11 protein-coding genes and 5 tRNA genes are annotated in these 16203 nt (G+C 40.9%); 6 read left to right on the top strand and 10 right to left on the bottom strand.

All coding sequences use genetic code 11. The features are described from left to right. Window positions 1–9: 9 nt before the first annotated feature. From HS960_RS23265 to HS960_RS23240, 6 genes are all read right to left on the bottom strand, one after another. Window positions 10–3099, bottom strand: coding sequence for a SusC/RagA family TonB-linked outer membrane protein (locus tag HS960_RS23265; protein WP_182330717.1), 3090 nt, complete (start codon window positions 3097–3099; stop codon window positions 10–12). A gap of 350 nt (window positions 3100–3449) precedes the next feature. After that, window positions 3450–3522, bottom strand: a tRNA-Met gene (locus HS960_RS23260). A 55-nt stretch (window positions 3523–3577) separates the two neighbouring features. Then, window positions 3578–3650 (bottom strand) — tRNA-Met (locus HS960_RS23255). A 56-nt stretch (window positions 3651–3706) separates the two neighbouring features. Then, window positions 3707–3779: transfer RNA gene (locus HS960_RS23250), tRNA-Met, on the bottom strand. Window positions 3780–3834: 55 nt separating this feature from the next. Further along, window positions 3835–3907 (bottom strand) — tRNA-Met (locus tag HS960_RS23245). Window positions 3908–3963: 56 nt separating this feature from the next. Then, window positions 3964–4036, bottom strand: a tRNA-Met gene (locus HS960_RS23240). Window positions 4037–4150: 114 nt separating this feature from the next. On the opposite strand from HS960_RS23240, the gene era reads away from it, so the two are divergent. Further along, window positions 4151–5029: a GTPase Era gene (gene era, locus HS960_RS23235; protein ID WP_070570335.1), complete on the top strand. Its 879-nt coding sequence runs from the start codon at window positions 4151–4153 to the stop codon at window positions 5027–5029. Between the two features lie 76 nt (window positions 5030–5105). On the opposite strand, the gene uvrC is transcribed toward era, so the two are convergent. The 4 genes from uvrC to HS960_RS23215 all read right to left on the bottom strand — a co-directional run bounded on the left by uvrC (window position 5106) and on the right by HS960_RS23215 (window position 11129). Then, window positions 5106–6905, bottom strand: a complete 1800-nt coding sequence (gene uvrC / locus HS960_RS23230) for an excinuclease ABC subunit UvrC (protein WP_153845739.1) — start codon at window positions 6903–6905, stop codon at window positions 5106–5108. A 93-nt stretch (window positions 6906–6998) separates the two neighbouring features. Next, window positions 6999–9269 carry a transglycosylase domain-containing protein gene (locus HS960_RS23225; protein ID WP_120334967.1) on the bottom strand — a complete coding sequence of 757 codons (2271 nt, stop codon included), beginning with the start codon at window positions 9267–9269 and terminating at the stop codon, window positions 6999–7001. Between the two features lie 240 nt (window positions 9270–9509). Further along, complete coding sequence (gene ispF / locus HS960_RS23220; protein ID WP_070570337.1) at window positions 9510–9989, bottom strand: 2-C-methyl-D-erythritol 2,4-cyclodiphosphate synthase; 480 nt, start codon at window positions 9987–9989, stop codon at window positions 9510–9512. Window positions 9990–10310: 321 nt separating this feature from the next. Further along, on the bottom strand, window positions 10311–11129 hold the full coding sequence (locus HS960_RS23215) for a glycogen/starch synthase (RefSeq protein ID WP_070570107.1): 819 nt from the start codon (window positions 11127–11129) through the stop codon (window positions 10311–10313). Window positions 11130–11277: 148 nt separating this feature from the next. Between HS960_RS23215 and panC the strand changes: the two genes are divergently transcribed. The 5 genes from panC to HS960_RS23190 all read left to right on the top strand — a co-directional run bounded on the left by panC (window position 11278) and on the right by HS960_RS23190 (window position 16196). Beyond that, on the top strand, window positions 11278–12138 hold the full coding sequence (gene panC, locus HS960_RS23210) for a pantoate--beta-alanine ligase (protein WP_153845741.1): 861 nt from the start codon (window positions 11278–11280) through the stop codon (window positions 12136–12138). A gap of 44 nt (window positions 12139–12182) precedes the next feature. After that, a complete protein-coding gene (gene panD, locus HS960_RS23205) occupies window positions 12183–12533 on the top strand; it encodes an aspartate 1-decarboxylase (protein WP_088163054.1) in 351 nt (116 codons plus the stop codon). 120 nt (window positions 12534–12653) lie between these two features. Continuing rightward, window positions 12654–13016 carry a hypothetical protein gene (locus HS960_RS23200; RefSeq protein ID WP_088163055.1) on the top strand — a complete coding sequence of 121 codons (363 nt, stop codon included), beginning with the start codon at window positions 12654–12656 and terminating at the stop codon, window positions 13014–13016. Between the two features lie 361 nt (window positions 13017–13377). Then, entirely contained in the window at window positions 13378–15714 is a 2337-nt protein-coding gene (locus HS960_RS23195) for a TonB-dependent receptor (protein ID WP_182330716.1), read from the top strand. Between the two features lie 14 nt (window positions 15715–15728). After that, complete coding sequence (locus HS960_RS23190) at window positions 15729–16196, top strand: thioredoxin family protein (RefSeq protein ID WP_182330715.1); 468 nt, start codon at window positions 15729–15731, stop codon at window positions 16194–16196. Window positions 16197–16203: the final 7 nt, after the last annotated feature.

The raw sequence follows: 16203 nt of genomic DNA, 5'->3' as shown, positions 1-16203 counted from the left end.
ACGTTAAAATTAAAATGTTACGCTTGCGCCGAACATGTATTTGCGAACCATAGGATAGACAGAAACTCCGGTAGATCGAATCATTTGACCGCCCCCGCCTTTGCCATCTGGCTCAGTCAATGGAAGTTCCGGATCAACACCCGAGTAGTTTGTAATCGTAAACAAATTCTCTCCAGCTAAGAATACACGTAAATTTTTGATATTGTATTTCTTTAGATCAAAGTTGTACCCTAAGGTCAGCGATCTCATTTTCAAGAAATTGTTGCTCTCTAAAAAGCGTGTTGAAGGTGAATTACCTTTATCTTGGTTGTCGTATCTTGCAATCGGGTGAGTGGCAACATCACCAGGTTTTTCCCAACGGCTCCAACCATCCTGTAACTTCATCTGGTTACGATCGGTATAGGTTCCATCCGAATCAAATTCCTGACGCGAATAATTATATAATTTACCACCCAAGGAGAAACCGAACACCGCATTCAGGTCAAACTGCTTATAACTTAAAGCTGTACTGAAACCTCCAAACAGATCAGCATTTCCTTTTCCTGCATTACGGAAAGTTGCATTGGAATAGTTCGACGTCGTTGTCCTCGTTTCATTGCCATTGGCATCTGTTTCGTATCGATACCACATTGGCAGACCATTATCTACGTTGACACCAGCCCATTCTTTTAAGTAATAGGTATCTACCGGAAAACCAGGCTGAAGCAAACGTTGCGCCGATCCAGCGATCCCTGATCCGTCCCCTGCGATAATTGGTTTTGAAACAAGATTACCATTGGCATCTTTTGTCGCAAATAGCTCGGTCAATTTATTCACATTGTGACTCAAATTAACATCCAAGCTCCAATGTACATTGTCATTTCGAACGATGTCACCACCGATGGTCAATTCAATCCCCCGGTTTTGCATCTTGCCAATATTTTTCCAGATAGAAGTGACACCGGTCAGACCGCTGATCGGCACTTGATAAAGTACATTATCGGTCTTCTTGTCATAATAATCAACATTGAATCGCAATCTATTCTTAAACAAGGCTGCATCCACCCCAAAACCGGTTGTATAGGTTTTTTCCCAAGTCAGATCTTTATTACCGATTTGGCTAATTAATGCCCCTGGTATACCATTATAACTTGATGATGCAGACACAGAGTAAAGACTATATTGTGGATATAATGAACTTGGTCTATTACCTACCGATCCGTAAGCCGCTCTCAGTTTTAAATTATCTACCCAATCAGCCTTGAACCACTCTTCCTTATTGATATTCCAACCACCACTAACTGAAAAGAAGTTTCCATATTTTGCATTGGTACCAAAATTGGATGCTCCATCACGACGGAACGATACCTGTGCCAAATATTTATTATCGTATGCATAGTTTACATTAGACAACAATGACTGTACTGCCCATTCGGAAATTCCGCCTCTGGTTCGCTCTGGTTTTGCAACAACATCCAATACCTCGAAACCATTTACAATCCCCGTCCCATAAGCATCTAAGGTTTTTGTCCAATAGTCGTTAAATTCGTATGCAGCCAATCCATTCAGGCTATGTTTATCCCAAGTCTTGTTAAAACGTAAAATCTGGTTGGTATATCGACGGGCAAATTCCATACGATAATCTGTCACACGTCCAATTACACTTTCGCCACTGTTTGATCGTGGATCTTGATACCCGCTATCGGAATAACTATTGTAACGATAATTATTCACAGAAGAGAAAGTCAACCAATCCGTTAATTTGATATCAAAATCCAAATTACCCATAAATTCATAATTGGTATTGGCACTATGATTCCATTGCAGATCATATAAGTAATTTGTACTTGCATTGTTGACCCAGCCGCTGTAACGATGTGGCACTAAACTTCCATTTGCATCGTAAGGACTATCCCAAGGCAGGTTTCCATACATGGCATTGACATCATATTGGCGATCATCTACTGCACGTCTCGATCCAGCAATAGACGGTTTGATTGTCAACCAGTCAAAAGGTTTGTAGTTAGTACGTAATCTAAAATTATAACGGTCGTAATCATATCCCTTTACAGCACCGGCTTCGTTGTAATAACCTAAAGACAAGTAAGATTGTAATTTTTCATTACCACCCTGAATGGATAGATTGTGGTTTTGAACAAATCCGGTTTTTGTGGCCAGCTTCCACCAGTCAAAATTGCTATTACGTAATTCAGAATTCCAGCGTGGAAATTTGATGTCACCTGGGTTAGAAAAAGAGGCAAAATAATCATACAGTTCAGCACCATCCATCATTTCCATGTGCCCATTGGAAAGTTGGTTGATACCCATTTTTGTAGAGAAGCTAATGCTTGTTTTGGATGCCGAAGGATTTTTTGTTGTAACGACAACAACACCATTCGCGCCTTGAGAACCATAAATTGACGTTGAAGCAGCATCTTTTAGGATGGTTAATGACTCAATGTCGTCCGGATTGATATCACCTGGGCTTGAGCCAACAATAACACCGTCAATGACCCACAATGGGCTCGTCGTACCACTTAATGTTGCCTGACCACGAATCACAACACCGCCATTTGACCCTGGTTTACCTGCTCCTGGTGCAACATATACCCCGGCAGCTTTACCATTAAGCATGTTTTCAACCGATGGCGTAGTGACATCACGTAATTTGTTTCCTTTAACCGCCTGAAGAGCTCCAGTCAAACTCTCTTTTTTCTGTTGCGTGCCATAACCGACAATGACAACTTCCTGGAGTGCCTCACTATTGGACTCCAGATTGATGTTAACAACCGGTCCTGTCACGGTCACTTCTTGTGCTTTATAACCAACACTTGTAACGACCAGTACATCACCATTTTTAGCATCTATTGTAAAACGTCCATCTGCTCCTGCGGATGTCGATTTACCGCTCCCCTTAACGCTAATGGTTGCTCCAGCCAATGGGCCGTCTGTAGACTGCACTTTTCCATTCACTTTTTGTTGATAAACCGCGTCATTCAACAAAATATTGTTGTTTGGAAACGTAAGACCATTAGCATTAGCCGAGTTGTGTGTACTTGTAATGAGTAAAGCTAATGATAACAGACTCAACTTGTGATTGTCGAGAATCTTTGAAATCATAATATTTAATAGTTAGTTTAAAAATTGATTAGCTTGCTAATCAAAATTTAGGTACATGAATGCTAAAACTAAAGGATGATGACAGCATATCAAAATTTAGCAGCAACGAAATCGATTGCGCCAATTAAACAAACGATTGCATAAACACACATTTTACAGAGCAATCCAATATCAAAAAAGTAGAACGATTAAATAACAGCAAAAGACAATTTTTTAACAAGCTCACGACAATCGATAAAGAGAAATTTAGAAGAGTAGGAAAAAAGATGATCCTGAAAAACAGGCGGTATTATAGCGTAAATTAGGACACAAAAAAAGCCAAGATATTCACCTCGGCTTTTTTCTTTTAGTAGCGGGGACCAGACTCGAACTAGTGACCTTCGGGTTATGAGCCCGACGAGCTACCAACTGCTCCACCCCGCAATGTATTTTAAGTTTCTTTAAAAGAACCGATCATTGCAATCGGCTCTTTCTTTAGTAGCGGGGACCAGACTCGAACTAGTGACCTTCGGGTTATGAGCCCGACGAGCTACCAACTGCTCCACCCCGCAATGTATTTTAAGTTTCTTTAAAAGAACCGATCATTGCAATCGGCTCTTTCTTTTAGTAGCGGGGACCAGACTCGAACTAGTGACCTTCGGGTTATGAGCCCGACGAGCTACCAACTGCTCCACCCCGCAATGTATTTTAAGTTTCTTTAAAAGAACCGATCATTGCAACCGGCTCTTTCTTTAGTAGCGGGGACCAGACTCGAACTAGTGACCTTCGGGTTATGAGCCCGACGAGCTACCAACTGCTCCACCCCGCAATGTATTTTAAGTTTCTTTAAAAGAACCGATCATTGCAATCGGCTCTTTCTTTTAGTAGCGGGGACCAGACTCGAACTAGTGACCTTCGGGTTATGAGCCCGACGAGCTACCAACTGCTCCACCCCGCAATATATTTTTGAACAAAATTGCTTTTTCTTTTAAAAAAACAAGATTATGATCCTTCCGAATTGGAGTACAAAGATATATTTTGTTTCTTTGTAATCCTAATAAAATTTAGAAAAATGTCACATAAAGCAGGATTCGTAAGTATCATCGGAAAGCCAAATGCTGGTAAGTCCACCCTAATGAACGCTTTAGTGGGTGAAAAAATGTCTATCATTACACCCAAAGCGCAAACGACAAGACACCGCATTATCGGTATTGTAAACGATGAAGACCATCAAATTGTGTTTTCGGACACTCCTGGTGTTATCAAACCAAACTATTCTTTGCAAGAATCGATGATGAATTTTGTCCAAGGATCGTTGATCGATGCAGACATTATTTTATTTGTGACAGATATCCACGAAAAATACGATGAGAACGATGTCCTGGAGAAATTGCGTAAAACAAATTCCCCTGTTGCTGTGCTTATCAACAAAATTGATAAATCTTCGGAAGAGGAGGTCAAGGCTAAGATTGAATTTTGGCAGGAAAAATTAAATCCAGATACCGTTTTTGCGATTTCAGCAAAATTAAATCATAATGTTGCTGCCGTGATGCACTACATTAAGGACAAGTTACCGATTCACGAAGCCTATTATGAAAAGGATGAGTTAACGGATAAATCCATGCGTTTTTTTGTCTCTGAGATGATTCGTGAAAAAGTATTCAAACTATACGATAAAGAGATTCCTTACAGTACAGAAGTAATTGTTACATCTTACAAAGAAGAAGCAAATATCACACGTATTGCTGCCGAAATTATTGTTGAGCGCGACTCTCAAAAAAATATTATCATTGGAAAAGCGGGAGCCATGATCAAAAAAGTCGGCACCTATGCGCGCCAGGATATTGAAGAGTTTATCGACGGAAAAGTATTCCTCGAGCTTTTTGTTAAGGTAATTCCTGACTGGAGAAGTAAAAAGAACTACCTTAAACGTTTCGGTTACGACGATTAATTCGCATTGAACATTCGTACAGGGGAGATCTTTTTATACCGACCTCCCCTGCACGAACTGTTTTTCTTGTAAATTTTTACTTTGCAAAATATTCACGAAGTGCTTTAATCTGTTTCAGATTAAGCACTTTTTTTAGCTCTTCATCTGAGGCTTCCTTCGCTTTTTTCACCGATTTAAATTCAGTTAACACTTTTTCAACTGTTGTTTTACCTATACCCGGAACATTTTCCAGCTCTGAAACGAAGGTTTTCCGGCTCCGTTGATTCCTGTGGAAGGTGATCCCGAAGCGGTGTGCCTCATCCCGAAGATGTTGAATGATCTTGAGGGTTTCAGATTTCTTATCTAAATAAAGTGGATATTGATCACCTGGATAGAAAAGCTCCTCCAGTCTTTTGGCAATACCGATGACGGTTACTTTTCGCTCTATCCCCAACAAGCGCAAACTCTTTAAGGCTGCGCCTAGCTGCCCTTTTCCGCCATCGATAATAATCAATTGCGGCAAAGGCTGGTCTTCATCCAATAATCGCCTATAGCGTCTAAAAACAGCTTCCTCCATCGTAGCAAAATCGTTGGGCCCCTCAACTGTTTTCACATTAAAGTGGCGGTAATCTTTCTTCGAAGGTTTTGCATCCTTAAAGACAACAATAGCCGATACGGGATAATTCCCCTGAATATTCGAGTTATCAAAACATTCAATATGCTGTGGCAGCACATTCATGCGAAGATCTTTTTGCATCTGCTTTAAGATGCGCTCGGTCCGAATATCAGGATTAAGCTTTTCATATTGCAACAGGCGCTCTTTTCTAAAAAATGCCACGTTCTTTTGGGAAAGCTCCAGCAATTTTTTCTTTTCGCCCAGCTTCGGAATCGTAAACCGAATCCGTTCGTTCTCTTCAATATCTAATTCAAAAGGTACAATAATTTCCCGCGAAAGGCTTTTGAAGCGTTCCCGAATCTCCGGTATGGCCAAGGCTAAAAGCTCCTGCTCACTCTCATCCAAACGCCGCTTCATTTCGAGCGTCTGTGTCTGAATAATAACACCATTCATGACTTTCAGGTAATTGACAAAAGCGTAGCCCTCATCTGAAGCAATACTAAATACATCCACATTTGTAATAGATGAGTTGACCACTGTAGACTTGCTCTGGTAATTGTCCAGCTTATCCAGCTTCGCCTTAATTAACTGCGCTCTTTCAAAATCCAAAGCTGCAGCTGCGGTAGCAATACTCTCCTTTAAGCGATTGGTCACCACAGCAATCTTTCCGTTCAGAATATCCTTGATATCACTCAGGTTCTGATCGTAATCGTCTTCGGACTGATACCCTTCACAGGGACCCTTACAATTTCCAATTTGATATTCGAGACAGATCTTAAACTTCCCTTTCCGTATATTTTCCTGTGTTAGGGCCAAATTGCAGGTCCGGAGGGGAAACAATTCACGGATCAGATCCAATACAATATGCATCATCCCCACGGAAGGATAGGGGCCATAATAACGGGACCCATCCTTAATATATTGCCTGGTCCAAAAAACCCGCGGAAAAGGTTCGTTCTTGATGACAATCCAGGGATAGGTTTTATCATCCTTCAACAGAACATTATACTTGGGTTTGTGCTTTTTGATCAATGAATTCTCAAGCAACCAAGCATCAATTTCCGTGTCAACGATAGTAAAAGATATACGGTTGATCTTCCGAACCAAAACACGGGTTTTGCCATTCAGCTGATTTTCATTAACGAAATACGAGCCGACCCGATTACGCAAATCCTTCGCTTTACCGATATAGATCAGTTCGTTATTTTTATCAAAATACTGATAGACTCCCGGTCGATGCGGTATCTTCTTTAATTCTTCTCTATAGTCAAATACGTCCATTATATTCCAATATCAAACACCGTCAGCAAAAAAGCCAGACAACAAATCTCGAAAAAATTTATTGTCTGGCCCAATGGTATTCGTTAAAATAACTTAGAAACCTAAGCGATCATCTTTTAGTTTAGTCGCATCTTTGCCGCTTGAATCCGTAGACCCATCTTCGACATCAGAGCCACCACCGCCCCAATACTGATTACAGTCAATGACACGGGTAAGCCCACCCTGAGGTTGCTCAAAATCACCTTTGGTATACTTCAAATTTGAATCTTTATACACTTTCTGCATGTAGTAAGCGAATACTGGCATTGCTGCTGCTGCCCCTTGTCCGTACTCCATCCTGTCGAAACTAATGCCTCGATCTTCTGCACCAGTCCAAACACCCGTAACCAGTTCCGGTGTAATACCAATAAACCAGGCATCTGAGTTATCGTTGGTTGTACCTGTTTTACCGCCAATTGGATTTGTTAGCTTATACATCCATTGAATACGTCTTGCCGTACCTTGGGATACCACCTTTTTCAACATATCAACAATAATATAAGCCGATTCACTATTTAAGGCTTTTACGACCTTTGGTGCTTTATCATAGATTGGAGTACCATTTTTATCTTCAATACGTAGGATCGCTGTTGGCTCAATCCAAGTTCCTTGATTCACAAATGCCGAATAAGCACCTACCATATCAAAGACGGACGCTTCATAAGCCCCTAATGAGATCGAAGGATAATTGGGCACATCACTTGTTATACCCATCCGTTTTGTCAATGCAGCTACTTCCGCAGCACCAACTTCGTGCACCAGATAGGCCGTCGCATAGTTTTGCGAATAAGCCAATGCTTTCGCTAAGGTAATCGGGTTTCCACCTTGTGCATTTCCTCTTGGTGTCCATCCGTTATAAGTTTGTTGGTAATTGGGAATACTGTAACATGGTGAATAACCATTGTCAATCGCCACAGCGTACGTAAATGGTTTCGCCGTTGATCCGACTTGACGCGTACCCATTTTTACCTGATCATATTTGAAGTGGTCAAAGTCAATACCTCCAACCCAAGCTTTGATATGTCCGGTCTTCGGTTCCATAGACATCATCGCATTGCGCAACATGAGTTTATTGTACTTTATGGAGTCCATTGGCGTCATCATCGTATCAACACTTCCCTTCCATGTAAATATATTCATCGGAACCTTTACATTGAAGGCCTTTTTGATCTCGTCTTCATTCAAGCCCTCTTCTTTCAAAATACGGTAACGGTCAGAGCGCTTCATTCCACTAATGAGCAGCTTGGCTTTATCCCCTTTAAAAGGATCCCTATTTTTCCATTGCGCGGCAAATTTAGACTGCAGTTGCTTCATCCACTCTTTTTGCGAATCCTCTGCATATTGCTGCATAGACATATTGATCGTCGTATAGATTTTCAATCCATCACGATCGAGGTCATAAGGTGTGCCATCCGGTTTGGTGATGGACAATTTTGCAAATTCCTTTTTGATTTCATCCTTTAATACCGCTCTAAAATATGGTGCCAAACCCTCACCGTAATTTGCGATCTTAAGTTCTAAACCAAGTGGTTTTTCTTTCGCTTTTGTAGCCTCCTCAGCCGAAATAAAATTTGCGGCAACCATATTATTCAACACCGTATTACGGCGAGTACGTGATTTTTCTGGATACCGCACAGGAGAATATGCTCCTGGGCCTTTTAGCATCCCCACCAAAAGGGCTGCTTGGTCAGCTGTCAGTTTATCCGGAGTCGTATTGAAATAAGTCCGCGCAGCGGATTTGATTCCGTATGTATTGTAAGCACCAAAATCTACCGTGTTAAAATACATGGTAATAATCTCATCTTTGGTATAATTTCTTTCCAAGCGAACAGCTGTAATCCATTCCTGAAATTTCTGGATGACACGCTTTAGAAAATTCTTTTGCCGTCCATCCGAAAATAGATTAAGTGCCAGCTGCTGTGTAATTGTACTTCCTCCCTGTTTGTTACCGGTCAGGGTGTGAAAGATAACTGTAAATGTACGTGAGTAGTCAATCCCAGAGTGATCATAAAAGCGTTTATCCTCTGTCGAAACCAATGCTTTGACCAAATAAGGAGACAATTCGCTATACTTTACATTGGAGCGGTTTTGGACATAATAGGTTCCTAATACCTTATGATCTTCCGTGATAACTTCGGAAGCTAAATTACTTTTGGGGTTTTCCAAATCACTGAAGGAGGGTAATTTTCCAAATACGCCAAGACGTATACTCAATATAAAAAGGAAACCTATCGCAACGATCCCGACGATAATTTTCCAAAAATTGAACGTATACCGTTTGACATCAGCCTCAGTAAGTTGATTTTTTTTTGATACTCGTTTCATCTATTTACTAAATTTCAGACGTAAATATTATTCATTTTAAAGACCGCATTGCATAGCCCATTTTTCCGTCCACAGTTGTGTTTTGCAAACTTGGATACTGCATTATTTTGATCTTTAAAGATTTCAATTAAGACATTAATGCTCACTCTATCAGATAGTGTGCCAAGAATCCCTACTTTGGCAAAGGTATTACTAATTGGGCCAAAAGCAAGAATTTAAACGTGAAAATATTGAGGCGAACTACGCGCGTTCAATCAAACAAACCGCATAGGCAACCACCCCTTCCTGACGACCGATAAATCCCATCGTTTCATTTGTTGTTGCTTTAATAGAGATGTCGTCGATATCCAAACCCGTTGCTTCAGCCAGTTTAACTTTCATTTGTGGGATATAGGGTTTGATCTTAGGAGCTTCCAGACACAGCATCGCATCAATATTGCCAAGCGTATATCCCTTCGCAGCAATCAGCGCCATACATTCTTTTAACAACAATAAACTGCTAATGCCTTTCCAGCGCATATCTGTATTTGGAAAGTGGTAGCCAATATCTTCTAAATTGGCGGCCCCCAAAATGGCATCACATATCGCATGGACCAACACATCGGCATCAGAATGCCCAAAGGCACCAGCATGATGCTCCAATTGCACTCCACCTACAATAAATGGATGACCTTCTTTCATCTGATGGACATCAAATCCAAATCCTACCTTAATTTTCATTACACGAATTATATATAATAAAATACAGCCAATGTATGCTATTTGATAACCTAACCTATGAGGTATAGATCAAACCCGATTTATCTTCGCGGAGATCCCCTGGTATGGATATCTAAAAACAATGACAGATTACTGCGAAGATAACAATTCGCAGCTACATTTACCGCGACAAAAGGTTTCTAGCAGGTAGCGCAACGAAAATCATTGAAATAACGGTTCGACCGGAGGAAAAAAAAGACGCATAAAAAAAGGCTATCCTTGAGAATAGCCTTTTTTATATTATTGTCTGTTTGTTTTTCGAAACGCTTCGACAAGTAAAGCTTACGCTTCTACTTCTTCGGGCGCAAACTGATCATACACTTCTCCAAAAGCATCGTAGTCCTGATCGCCATTAGGCTCAAAAACCTGAATATCTTTTGATCGAGCAAAATCAACTATTTCAGTGTTGACATTTTCGTCAGCGACAACCACCATATCGGTAAAATGCAAAGCACCTTTATAGATAGCCTCATAACTACCATCACCGTACACCTGCGCATCCGCTGCTTTAAAGGAACCTTCTGGCGCCATTTCAGCATACTTTGTACCTAATGTACCTTTAAATTCTTCATTGAATAAAGAGTACATCACTTTTGCATCCTTGAATGTAGGATCGTCTTTATAAGTTGTCTTCACGTAAGCCGGTACCAAAGCAGAGAACCATCCATGACAGTGTACTACATCAGGGGACCATCCTAATTTCTTCACAGTTTCCAACGCTCCTTTACAGAAGAACACTGAACGCTCATTATTGTCTGCAAAGAATTCGCCATGCTCATCACTAAAAACTTTTTTACGCTGAAAGTAGTCTTCATTATCCAAGAAATACACCTGCATACGGGCCGCAGGTAATGAAGCAACTTTAATAATTAGCGGATTATCATTATTATCCACAACAATGTTCAAGCCTGAAAGACGAATAACCTCATGTAATCTATTTCTACGCTCATTGATATTCCCAAAACGCGGCATTAAGATCCGGATCTCAAAACCCTTTTCTTGCATCGCTTGCGGAAGTTGACGTGTAATTTCAGAAATTTTAGTTAATTCGAGGAAAGGCGACATCTCGTGAGTAATAAACAATATCTTCGTTTTTGCCATCTCCAGTTATTTTTATTTATTATTTTCGAACAGTAAAATCGGTCTACAAAGGTACGAAAAAAATACTTACTATGCAATTTACTATTAATCATCGTTTTATATTCCCAAAATATTATGCACCTTTGCCAACAAAAAACTAAATAGCAAAGTGGAAATTTTCAAAACGAAAGCATCTCTCCAAGCATACCTGCAAGAAGCCCGATCAACAGGTCAAAAAATAGCCCTAATCCCTACGATGGGCGCTTTACATGAAGGACATTTGTCCTTATTAAATTATGCAAAACCAATCAGTGATATTCGTGTTTGCAGCATTTTTGTTAACCCCACACAATTTAACGATCCGAAAGATCTCGAAAAATATCCACGCCCCATCGAAAACGATATCAGATTACTGGAATCCGTCGATTGCGACATCCTTTTCTTACCAAGCGTTGATGAGATGTACCCCGATAAAAATGAGGTCTGGCATCTCGATCTTGGCGAACTGGACCAAATTTGGGAAGGTGAAAAACGCCCTGGCCATTTCCAAGGTGTCACCCAGGTCGTCTATAAATTATTTACATTGGTACAACCGGATATTGCTTGTTTCGGGCAGAAAGATTTTCAGCAGGTCATGGTTATCAAACGCATGATAGCCATGAAGGATCTCGCGATTCAATTGGCGATATGTCCTATCATTAGGGATCAAGACGGCCTAGCACTGAGCTCTAGAAACGCGCGCTTAAGTGAAGCTGGAAAAAGAACGGCTTTGGCACTCTCCCGTTCCCTGCAATATGTCAAAGATCATATACATGACGCTATCCCGCTAGCGGAAATAAAAGACAAAGCCTTACAGATTTTAACAGACACCGATGGGCTTAGCGTTGAATACTTTGCGCTATGTGAAAGTTCAACGTTAAAAGAAGTCGATCACATCGATTTCAGCAAGCAGCATGTCGCACTTGTCACGGCCTGGGTCGAAGGTGTCCGTTTGATTGATAATATGATTCTGAATAATTTGTCAAATTAATTGACAAATCTTTCAAATTCAGCAGAAAGCCCTACCTTTGCGCCATGGTAATAGAAGTAATGAAATCCAAGATTCACCGCGTTAAAGTCACACAAGCGGAATTGAATTATGTGGGTAGTATCACAATAGATGAAGATTTGATGGATGCCGCAAATATCATCGCTAACGAGAAAGTTCAAATCGTAAACAACAATAATGGAGCCCGTCTTGAAACATACGTCATCCCAGGTCAACGTGGATCAGGTATTATCTGTTTGAATGGTGCTGCGGCACGCTTGGTTCAAGTAGGCGATATTGTTATCATCATTTCCTACGCAACCATGGACTTTGAAGAAGCTAAGCAGTTCAAACCTTCCGTTGTATTCCCAGACGACAACAATCATCTGATTAAATAATCAGGAAGCACTGTAAGCTTAGTATATAGCTATTTCATATTTATTTAATGGGTAGATCACGAATACTCACAAAATAAAATCGTATTTTTGAAGCGTTACCCTAAAAAGTAGCGCTTTTTTATGTACCGAAAAACAACGAAATCCCCACGTCAGCTTATCGCATTTTGCCAATTGGTATTAATGTCGCTGATTATTATTTCGGGTGTTGTTTTTATGCACAAAGAGGTAAAATCAACCGGTGAAATTGTCATGCACACCCACCCTTATGATTTTACCAAGAAACAGAAACCGCAAGAAACAGATGACCAAATCGAATACCTCAATGTCATCTATCACAATACCTACGTACAAACTGAATTTACCGTCCTTGAACTTCCTCTTCCGCGTGAAGTAAAAGAAGAACATTATAATTCATTTTGTCCGGAGGCGATCAGCACAACGATCGATCATTACCACTTACGTGGTCCCCCCAGCTTAGCATAAACCAAAAATCAAAGATTTCGAAGGCCTGTCGCTAGTTCCATAACGATCAAACGAACTTGGCGCAAACAAGTAAGACATTACGCATGTGCTAAATCGCTTGGCTCCAGAACGACAGCATGAAATACCGCTTTGATCCCATTTTTATTTGCCTCTTCTTTGAGAATTGTCCCTGTTACAATAGCGAAAACCTTCGCTGAATACTGTCATTATGGTTTCAGTGAGCTCATTGGCATACATTACCTTGTCGGAAACAAGCTATTACCCTGCTTCCGATAAGACGCAATGCCTTGAACGCGGTTCATAACCAGGAACAGACCATGCTATACGAGGCCTGTATTTATAAAATTTTTATAAAATTACGATGCTAAAGCAATACACTTTATTGGCCACATTACTGGCTGGTACATCCACTATATACGCCCAATCAAAACTTGAAGGCTACTTATTTAACAAAAACCATGAGGCGGTTCCTTCTGGTACACTGACTTTAAAAAACAGCAAGCTCGCAACTACATCTGATCCAAATGGGTACTTTAAGCTGTCTGCAATACCAACGCAAAAAGTAACCTTAAATATATCGGCAGTGGGCTACCGCTCCTTCAGCAAAGTCATCTCTTTAGACACGTTGAAGTCGCCTTTGCAAATTCAACTGGAAGAAGACAACCTCAATTTGGATGAGGTTGTTGTTTCGGCTACACGCTATGGCGTCAAACGTAAGGACGCCCCCGTGGTTGTCAATGTCATCGGTCCAAAATTATTTAATGCGACACAATCTGTTGCCATGTCGGAAACATTGAATTATCAGCCGGGTGTACGGGTAGAAAACAATTGCCAGAATTGCGGCTTTTCACAAGTCCGCCTGAATGGCCTCGAGGGCCCCTATTCACAGATATTGATCAACAGTAGGGCGGTATTTTCCGCATTAAATAGCGTGTACGGATTGGATCAGATTCCAACGAGTATGATCGATCGTATTGAGGTTGTGCGCAGTGGTGGTTCGGCATTATTTGGTGCCAATGCGATCGCCGGAACAATCAATATTATTACAAAAGATCCTGTAGAAAACGACTGGCAGGTAAAATCCACCAATTCACTCATTGGCGGCAAAAGCTGGGATAATACAGTGGATTTTAATACCTCTACCGTTTCGGAAGACCTCAAAAGAGGAGCCACATTCTACGGTATGCACCGTAATCGGGAAGCTTACGATGCAAATGGCGATGGTTTTTCGGAAATAACCAAACTTCGTAACACCACGTTCGGCACAAAACTATTTTACAAACCGAGTGACCTGGATAAGATAACGGTTGATTTTAGCACCGTGAATGAGTTCCGCCGCGGTGGTGATCAACTCGATAAAGTACCGCACCTGACGCAGATTACCGAGCAATTGGAAACCAGTTCGCTTGTTGGCGGAATCACATACGATCACTATTCCACAGATTATAAGCAAAAAATGTCGTTGTATGGCTCTGTGCAGAAAACTGTTCGCGACAGCTACTATGGCGGTCTTGGAGGTGGAACAACCCTTGCGGACAGCACATTAGCCGCAAATGCCTATGGAAAAACGAATGATATCGCGCTAGTTGCCGGGGGACAATATACCTACAACTTTGAAAGAGATGTATTTACTGCCGGAGTGGAGTTTTCATACAACAATACCCAGGATGAAATACCAGGGTATAAACGAACCATTGATCAGCAGAACAAAGGACTAGGGAGTTATGCCCAATACGAATGGAAGCCTTTAAGCAACTTTAAAACCTTAATCGGAGCGCGATACGATTACACCTATGTTGACGGCAAATATAGTCTCGCAGGTATAAACCGAAACTCGGATCAGCGTTTTGGTACTTTCAGCCCCAGATTGACAATATTATACGATATCACAAAAGACCTTCAATTTAGAGGAGGCTATGCACGGGGTTTCCGTGCACCACAAGCATTTAATGAGGACATGCACGTCACTTCCATTGGCGGAAACCAAGTATTTGTATTGATCGGTGAAAATCTGAAAACAGAATACTCCAATGCCTATACAGGCTCTTTTAGCTACAATAAAAATTTTGGAAATGTACAGACAAGTTTGCTCGTGGAAGGATTTTACACGGATCTAAACAATCAGTTTGTCAACGTCATGGCGTCTGAAAAAGATGGATTGATTATCCAGGAAATGCAAAATGGTGAAGGAGCCCGGGTGTATGGTTCCAATATTGAAATCAATATTGCGCCATCCTCCTGGTTTTCTTTCCAAACTGGTGGGACGATCCAGCGTTCTCGCTATAAGAAAGACCAACTCATCTATACAGGAAAAGAAGACGGGCAGGACATCCTCACCAAGAAATATGTCCGTACGCCAAATATCTATGGTTATATGAATAGCAACCTGAAAGCGACCAAACAATTTGCGATCGATCTGACGGGCGTGTACACTGGAAAAATGATTGTTCCACATATTCAACAAGATGTAATGACCCTTAAAAATGCCCGGGACTTTGTGGAATTAAATCTCCGCTTAGGGTACACCTTTCCAATACATAAAGATTTCAGCATTGAAATTTTTGGTGGTGTACAAAACATGTTCAATGCTTTTCAGAAGGACTTCGACAAGGGAGCGCTACGTGATTCAGATTATATCTATGGTCCAACACGCCCCCGAACTTATACATTTGGCCTTCGTGTTGGTCATTTTCATTAACATGGATTTGGGATATGAAGCATTTCCAAAAAATATATGTGCTATTGATCCTATTCTTTTATCCGCTCAGTTCTCATGGACAGGAGCGGATAAATTGGATTGATTTTGCACAACTGGATTCACTCCTGACTGTTTCACCGCGCGAAACGCTCCTCTTTATTCATACGGATTGGTGCAGCTATTGCCGGAAAATGGAACAGGAAATCTTTACAAAAAAGGAGATTGTCCAATTAATCAACAAGCGTTACTATGCCGTTCATTTAGATGCAGAATCTATCCAAGACATTGCTTTTGACCAAAGTATGTGGAGGCCCTTAAGCAAAAGAAAGAAAACAGGACAATACCATCCTTTAGCTTTGCAATTGCTAAAAGGAAGAAAAATGATCTTCCCAACTCTACTACGTTTTGATAGCGAATTTCGTCTAAAAAGTATACGACAAAAATACCTGAACTCAAAGGAGTTAGCCGTTTTTTTAGAATAATTTAACA

It is taken from the genome of Sphingobacterium paramultivorum, assembly GCF_014109745.1.
Lineage (GTDB): Bacteria > Bacteroidota > Bacteroidia > Sphingobacteriales > Sphingobacteriaceae > Sphingobacterium > Sphingobacterium paramultivorum.
This window is presented reverse-complemented; position numbering and strand designations above follow the sequence as displayed.

Coding starts and splice junctions, on each gene's coding strand:
- HS960_RS23265 (WP_182330717.1), bottom strand. CDS start 3,099: ATGATTTCAAAGATTCTCGACAATCACAAGTTGAGTCTGTTATCATTA.
- era (WP_070570335.1), top strand. CDS start 4,151: ATGTCACATAAAGCAGGATTCGTAAGTATCATCGGAAAGCCAAATGCT.
- uvrC (WP_153845739.1), bottom strand. CDS start 6,905: ATGGACGTATTTGACTATAGAGAAGAATTAAAGAAGATACCGCATCGA.
- HS960_RS23225 (WP_120334967.1), bottom strand. CDS start 9,269: ATGAAACGAGTATCAAAAAAAAATCAACTTACTGAGGCTGATGTCAAA.
- ispF (WP_070570337.1), bottom strand. CDS start 9,989: ATGAAAATTAAGGTAGGATTTGGATTTGATGTCCATCAGATGAAAGAA.
- HS960_RS23215 (WP_070570107.1), bottom strand. CDS start 11,129: ATGGCAAAAACGAAGATATTGTTTATTACTCACGAGATGTCGCCTTTC.
- panD (WP_088163054.1), top strand. CDS start 12,183: ATGGTAATAGAAGTAATGAAATCCAAGATTCACCGCGTTAAAGTCACA.
- HS960_RS23200 (WP_088163055.1), top strand. CDS start 12,654: ATGTACCGAAAAACAACGAAATCCCCACGTCAGCTTATCGCATTTTGC.
- HS960_RS23195 (WP_182330716.1), top strand. CDS start 13,378: ATGCTAAAGCAATACACTTTATTGGCCACATTACTGGCTGGTACATCC.
- HS960_RS23190 (WP_182330715.1), top strand. CDS start 15,729: ATGAAGCATTTCCAAAAAATATATGTGCTATTGATCCTATTCTTTTAT.